The sequence below is a fragment of the Nitrospinota bacterium genome (assembly GCA_029881495.1).
Taxonomy (GTDB): Bacteria; Nitrospinota_A; UBA7883; order JACRGQ01; family JACRGQ01; genus JAOUMJ01.
In genome coordinates this window covers 1-5,760 of record JAOUMJ010000050.1, presented here as the reverse complement: position 1 = coordinate 5,760, position 5,760 = coordinate 1, and the positions used below count along the sequence as shown (strand labels likewise).

Genomic DNA, 5,760 nt, shown 5'->3' with positions numbered 1-5,760 from the left:
CTGTTACAGCGGCTTCTTTGAGAGGAACAGTCTTGATATGAGGCGTCCTCAAGCAGGCCATCATACCGAACTCTTTACGCTTGATCATCTGTACGGCTTCTACGCCAAGCCTCGAGCAGAGGACCCTGTCAAAGGCCGAAGGCTTTCCCCCGCGTTGTATATGGCCAAGCGCGGTAACCCTGGTCTCGATATTTGTCCGTTCTTCAATGTCGTCGCCGATAACATTGCCTACGCCGCCGAGTCTGATGGAAATGGTAGGGTCGTCTACATGGCGCTTAACCGTGACTTCGCCTCCAAGCGGTTTTGCCCCCTCCGCGACGACTACGATGGAAAAGTTTTTCCCCTGGCTTTTCCTCTCATATATCTTCTTGCATACCTTGTCTATATCGTAAGGAATTTCCGGTATAAGTATAATGTTGGCGCCACCGGCAAGGCCGGAATAGAGTGCGATCCAGCCGGTATCACGCCCCATGACCTCGACGACCATAACCCTGTCGTGGGATTCGGCGGTGGTCTTCAGGCGGTCGATCGCGTCAGTAACTATGTTTACTGCAGTATCAAAACCGAATGTATAGTCTGTGGCAGAGAGATCGTTATCGATGGTCTTGGGAACGCCAACTATATTAATGCCCATTTCGGAAAGTTTTAGCGCAGTGCTTAGAGTGCCATCGCCGCCAATAACCACCAAAGCATCCAATTCGTTTTTTGCGTAGTTTTTTACAACCCTGTCGCTTACATCATGGATTATATTCTGACCGCTTACCCTCTCCCGGTATGAAAACGGATTATCCCTGTTTGAGGTCCCGATGATAGTTCCGCCGCGCTGGATCAATCCGGCATCTGCCTGGAGAGTAAGGTCAATGAATTTATTTTCTATTAAGCCTTTGTATCCGTTAAGGAAACCCTTGATTTCCCAGTTGTACAGATGAGTGGCTGACCTGATGATGCCCCTTATTACTGCATTCAAACCGGGGCAATCGCCGCCACCTGTCAAAACACCAATTTTCATATTCGTCAGTCTATCAGAAAAACTACTATTTACTAAGAGTGATAAAAACAAAATAATAAACAGTAAATTACAAGGTAATTAAATCAAAATACAATAAATTAAGTGACATGCCTATTAAGTCTATATATCTTATTTGACAAAATGCCCAATTAGTCGTAATATTGCCGGGTAAGCAAGGAGGAGTTTCAGTGTCGTATTTGTTTTCTAAGGCTTGGAGGATTTAGTGTGTCTGGTATGAACCGTGTCAAAGACATCCGTGAATCGAAAATGATGAGCAAGGCGGAACTTGCGCGCAAAACCGGACTTTCCGTTCAGACGATCGACAGAATCGAAAAAGGCCATGTCTGCAGACTCGACACTAAAAGGAAGATATTACTGGCGCTCGAAATTAAACTTGACGAACGTCAAAAAGTATTCAACGAAAATAGCCACGTTTAAAACCTTTTCTAATCTCCCCGTCTATTCTCTATAATAGGCGAATGTTATTGCCATCAAGAAAATCACTGGTTGCTCTGGATATCGGCAGTTATTCGATAAAGGCGATTCAGTTAAAGAAAACTCAAGTCGGGTATGAACTGCTCAATATGGGGATGGTTCGCCTTCCGCCCGACACCATTGTTGATGGCGAAATAGAAAATCCAGATGCGGTAGTCGTCGGGATAAAAAACCTAATGAAGGCCGAAAATATCAAAAACCGGAATGTTGTAATCGGCATTTCAGGGCAATCGGTGATCATAAAGAAAATTTCAGTTCCTGTAATGGATGAGGATGAGTTGGCTGAAATGATAAGGGATGAATCTGAGCAGTACATTCCGTTTGACCTTGACGATGTGAACCTTGATTTTCAGATACTTACCAGACCTGAGGAAAGATCAAAAAAGGAAAAGGGGAAAACAGAGAGCAACAACAGTGAGTCTGCTGCTGAAGATGAAGATCTGCAGATGGATGTCTTAATTGTCGCCGCGCGCAAGGATACCATTCAGGGATATCTGGATGTTATCGCAAAAGCCGGGCTGAAGGTAAAAGTGCTGGACTTGGATGTTTTCGCCATTGAGAACGCCTATGAGTATTCCAATAAGGTGGAAAAGGGGACAGCAATTGCCCTTCTCAATATTGGCGGGAGCATGTCAAACTTGAATATACTTGAAGACGGCATTACAGCGTTCACTCGTGATCTGCAGGTAGGGGGAAATAATATCTCTGAAAATATTCAAAAGAATCTTTCAATAGGATACGCGGATGCTGAGAAGTTGAAACTTGGAAATTTCAATGATTCCTTTAAGAGGGAGGATGTCATACCGCACATTTTAGAGGGAATCGAAAATGTAGCTGATGAAATTGGTAGAAGTCTCGAAATGTACGAAAAGACCAGTGATTTTAAGATTTCGAAGGTGCTGATATCAGGCGGAGTCTGCAGAATGAAAGATATCGATACTATTTTCAGCGAAAAATTTGGGATTCCGGTAAAGTATCTTAACACGTTCAAAAATATCCATTACGATGCAAAAGTTATGGATTCTTCATACATAAGGGAGATGGAGCCTGTAATGGCATTGCCTATAGGATTAGCCCTTAGAGCAGTTGGTGATAAGTGATCCGTATAAATCTTGTAGCCAGGCACATTCCAAAGGTAAACAAACTTATCCAGCGGCAAGCAGTTTACCTTATCACCCTGGTAGCAATAGCCATATTTGTTTCCATGTTCTGGATGGTTTCCGCTTTTGCAAATAAATCCAATTTGCAGAGCAAGCTGGATGTTTTGAAGCTTGAGCAGACGAGGCTGATTGAAGTAAAGAAAAAAAATGCAGAATTTATATTGAAAAAGGAACGGAGGGAAGGAATCCTCAAGACCATCAAAATTCTTGAAAGCCGAAGAGTGGGACCTGGGAACTTTCTGGATTACCTGAACATTATTCTCCCGATAGATGTCTGGCTTACGAAAGTCACCGAAACGAATACTAATATTTCAATTATCGGATATACGTTTTCTCCGCAGGCAGTTGCGGAATTGATGAGATCCATGGAGAACTCGGAACATTTTTCCAACGTGGAGCTAACAAGCATTGAAAAGCAAAATCTGAACGAACAGGAACTGAAATCTTTCACTATTACATGCAACTGGGATGTGGAAATAGTGCCTGCCTCTGTACCTGATAAAAAAGGCGGAAAAAGTTAAAATGAAATTTGACCTTGAGGATATTCTTGAAAAGTTTCTTGAAAAACTATTCAACTGGCTTCCATACGAAAAGATTGCAGCTATGGATTTAAAAGCAAGATGGGGAGTAATAGGAGGCGCGCCAATATTTGTTGTAATCATATTCTATTTTCTTATAATCCATTCCATCTCTTCAGAGGCCAGGAATATTCAGGAAAAGGTTGTTACTGTTGAGGCAGATATCAAAGCCAGCCAGCTTGTGGAAAAAAATATGCCGAACATTGCAAAAGAGATCAGCCTTCTTGACGACCAGTTGTACTACATGAGAAAACAGCTCCCTGAACAGAAGGAAATCCCGAATCTAATTGACCAAGTGTCAAACTTCGGAACACAGGCAGGCCTTGAATTTATGACTTTTAAACCTTTGCAGGAACAGGAACAGGATTTTTACGCCGAAGTACCGGTTCAGATAGAAATGCTTGGGCCTTTTCACAATATATTAAGTTTTTTCGACAGAATAAGCAGAATGCCCAGAATACTAACTGTTTCAAATCTTGAAATAAGCAAATACCAGGGTGCAAAGAAACCTACGTCATCCGGTACTGCCGTAGTGGCAAAGTGCAAGGCTGTCACATACAGGTTTCTTGAAGCAAAAGTTGACGCGAAACCTGATGAAAAAAAGGCTAAGAAATAGTTCAGAGAAAAGAATATGGCTAATGTTAAGTTGTCTTTCGAGTACCTTCAGAAGATCGGATTTTCCAGGATCGGTATACGAAGGCTTGGTCTCCAGATTGCCGATAAGTCAGGCTATGCATGGTACAAGAAACTTGACAAAAAGAAACAGGCAGTGGTGTTGGCCGGCATTGCAGGATTGGTAATTATAATCGCAGGCGCTCTGGTAGCCTATATTAACCATTTAAAAACGGTCGAAATTGAAAAAGCAAGGGGCTCCTTCCAAAAATTTGTAGCTAGCAGAGCCAAGGGTGAAACGAACGAAATTGCAAAGCTGATTTCTCTCGGATTCAAGGAAAACGGGATGGTGTACAGGGATGCCGTAAAATATTTTGGAAAGAAAACTCCAGGTTTAGGGGCAAATATATCCGAAATAAAATTGGGAAAAGATGGCGCGGAAATTACCTATAAAAGGATCGAGATCATAGACAATAAATCGAATATTAAGACAATAACCGGAGAAGTTTGGAAAAAGGAGAATGGAACATACAAACTCTATCATCTATCCGCACTTGACAAGGTGTTGTTGAAAAAAGAATTTGATACGAAGGCCGAAAAAAGCGAAAAAAAGCCTGAAAAGAGCAAGAAAACCGAGGAAACAGCCCAAACCCAGGAGATAGCGCCGCCGGTAATTTTAAAATCAAAATCAGGTATGATAATACCTGTGTATAATGCGGAAGGTAAAAGGGATCCGTTCCAATCACTGATTGCAGGAACCGAAGATGATGGAAAGGATTTACAAGGGGGTGTCTCGCGCCAATGCGATCCGGGAAGACCAAGAGATTTCCTTGAAAGTATTGATTTAATGTCCATGGATCTTGTTGGTATCATAAGCGGGGAACAGAAAGCGGCGCTGATTGAAACGCCAAACGGGAGCGGGTACACCTTGACAAAAGGGATGCATATCGGAAGGGATTGCGGGAAAATTATTAAAATAGAAATGGACAGGATAATTATCGCCGAAAAGTTCTACGATAGGCGCACAGGCTTTGAGGTCAAGAACAAGGAGATAAAATTAAGGCAGGAAGAAGAGTAGCCGATGGCGTTTATACATCGTATATCAGGATATCTGCTGGTTTTAGCGCTACTGGTCTCACCTTCCTGTAGCAGTACATCTACTTCTGCTCCGACCAAGTTTATTCCGATAGGGAGTAAATACATCACAAGAATAGAACCAGTTCAGAAACAGGACTTGCTGGAACTGACGGTTGAAGGGAGTAGCAAACTTCAATATACGATTTTCAGGCTGTCAAATCCCAGACGTCTAGTGATTGATATTCCAAACATGGATTCGTCGGCGTTCTCCGCTCCGATTGAACTCAAAGAGGGATTGGCCACCGAAGTTCAATCATCCTTTTTTCCGCAGTCAGGGAACTCGAGGATCGAGATAATGCTGAACGAACCGGTTCTGTATAAGGTCTCCAGGGTTACCGATGAGAAAATCTTGGTTTCATTATCACCCTATGACCTTGAATTTGGCAAAAAACGCCAGGTCAAGGAAGGTGAGGTGGAAATTACCGGTATTGAATTGAGGGAGATGTCCGGGCTTGCAAGGGTTGTCATCTCCTATAATGGTGAGAAGCCGAAATTCCAGATGATCCGGAAAAGGGAAAAGAACCGGATAACGATCGATATTTATAACGCTAAGGTACTTAGGGCCAACGAGAGGCTCCACACGGTAACAGCAAAGGAATCTAACGTTGAAAGCGTTGCCCTCTATCAGTTTGCAACCGATCCGGAAGGGCTCGTCAAGGTCGTTGCCGAACTGCGAGAATTCACCTCGTCGAATATTTTCGAGAGGAAAGGGGAACTCGTTCTGGATATGGGTAGCGAGGCCATCATTTCAACGGCATCTGTTGTCGCA

General features: G+C 43.0%; 7 protein-coding genes. 6 read left to right on the top strand and 1 reads right to left on the bottom strand.

Going from position 1 to position 5,760, the window contains the following annotated elements:
* Nucleotides 1–1,009, bottom strand: a 1,009-nt coding sequence (locus tag OEY64_13000; protein MDH5543861.1) for a 6-phosphofructokinase, incomplete at its 3' end; no start/stop codon positions are given.
* Between the two features lie 225 nt (nucleotides 1,010–1,234).
* Between OEY64_13000 and OEY64_12995 the strand changes: the two genes are divergently transcribed.
* The 6 genes from OEY64_12995 to OEY64_12970 form a co-directional block, all read left to right on the top strand.
* Entirely contained in the window at nucleotides 1,235–1,447 is a 213-nt protein-coding gene (locus OEY64_12995; protein MDH5543860.1) for a helix-turn-helix transcriptional regulator, read from the top strand.
* Nucleotides 1,448–1,488: 41 nt separating this feature from the next.
* Nucleotides 1,489–2,604, top strand: a complete 1,116-nt coding sequence (locus tag OEY64_12990) for a pilus assembly protein PilM (GenBank protein ID MDH5543859.1) — start codon at nucleotides 1,489–1,491, stop codon at nucleotides 2,602–2,604.
* Entirely contained in the window at nucleotides 2,601–3,185 is a 585-nt protein-coding gene (locus tag OEY64_12985; protein MDH5543858.1) for a PilN domain-containing protein, read from the top strand. Before OEY64_12990 ends, OEY64_12985 begins: the two co-directional genes overlap by 4 nt.
* Nucleotide 3,186: 1 nt before the next feature.
* Nucleotides 3,187–3,858: a type 4a pilus biogenesis protein PilO gene (locus OEY64_12980; protein MDH5543857.1), complete on the top strand. Its 672-nt coding sequence runs from the start codon at nucleotides 3,187–3,189 to the stop codon at nucleotides 3,856–3,858.
* A gap of 15 nt (nucleotides 3,859–3,873) precedes the next feature.
* Nucleotides 3,874–4,932, top strand: coding sequence for a pilus assembly protein PilP (locus OEY64_12975; protein MDH5543856.1), 1,059 nt, complete (start codon nucleotides 3,874–3,876; stop codon nucleotides 4,930–4,932).
* Nucleotides 4,933–4,935: 3 nt separating this feature from the next.
* Nucleotides 4,936–5,760 (top strand): AMIN domain-containing protein (locus tag OEY64_12970; GenBank protein MDH5543855.1); only part of this gene is annotated, 825 nt, incomplete at its 3' end.

Bases quoted from the DNA above. Each gene is read 5' to 3' on its own strand.
- OEY64_12990 (MDH5543859.1), top strand. From the start codon at position 1,489: ATGTTATTGCCATCAAGAAAATCACTGGTTGCTCTGGATATCGGCAGT.
- OEY64_12980 (MDH5543857.1), top strand. From the start codon at position 3,187: ATGAAATTTGACCTTGAGGATATTCTTGAAAAGTTTCTTGAAAAACTA.
- OEY64_12975 (MDH5543856.1), top strand. From the start codon at position 3,874: ATGGCTAATGTTAAGTTGTCTTTCGAGTACCTTCAGAAGATCGGATTT.